Below are 601 nucleotides of genomic sequence, written 5' to 3' on the forward strand. Positions count from 1 at the left end.
AGCGGTGGCGTCGCTTTAACATATTTTCATTGATAGCGCTGATATTGGGTTGAGATGACCGAGCTACCCAATGCCGATACAACACACCCTGCTACTAGCGTCACCGTTTTCCTGCTGAGATTATCGTCCATGCAGTATGGCTCTATCATTGTTTCCCACTGAGCCTGTGAGATGTCGAAGACCTGCTGGCCGAGCGTGGGATCGATGTGTCGTATCAAACGGTCTGCAAATGGGCAGCACAATTGGGTCACAAGTTTGCCTACCGCCTCCGGCAACATTCGCACGGTAACTTGCCGACAAGTGACATCTCGATGAGATGGCCGTGCCCATCAAGGGTAAGAAATACTGGCTGTGGCGCGCCGTGGATGCCAATGGCTATGTTCTCGATGCTCTTGCGCAAAGCCGTAGAAACAAGGGCGCCGCTCTTTGGCTAATGCGCAAGTTGCTGAAGGCCCAAGGCATGACGCCACGCGTTATGGTGACCGACAAATTGCGCTCTTACGATGCAGCAAAACGAGAGATCATGCCCGGTATGGAGCATCGTTCGCATAAAAGCCTCAACAACCGTGCCGAAAATTCGCATCTTCCAGTGCGGCGGCGA

General features: G+C 53.1%; 1 pseudogene. It reads left to right on the forward strand.

Annotated features, from left to right (window positions below):
* Window positions 1-119: 119 nt before the first annotated feature.
* Window positions 120-601 (forward strand): annotated as a pseudogene (locus JNC70_RS22820) (IS6 family transposase); the annotation flags it as partial.

The organism is Brucella oryzae (assembly GCF_041929965.1).
In the GTDB taxonomy this organism is placed as follows: domain Bacteria; phylum Pseudomonadota; class Alphaproteobacteria; order Rhizobiales; family Rhizobiaceae; genus Brucella; species Brucella oryzae.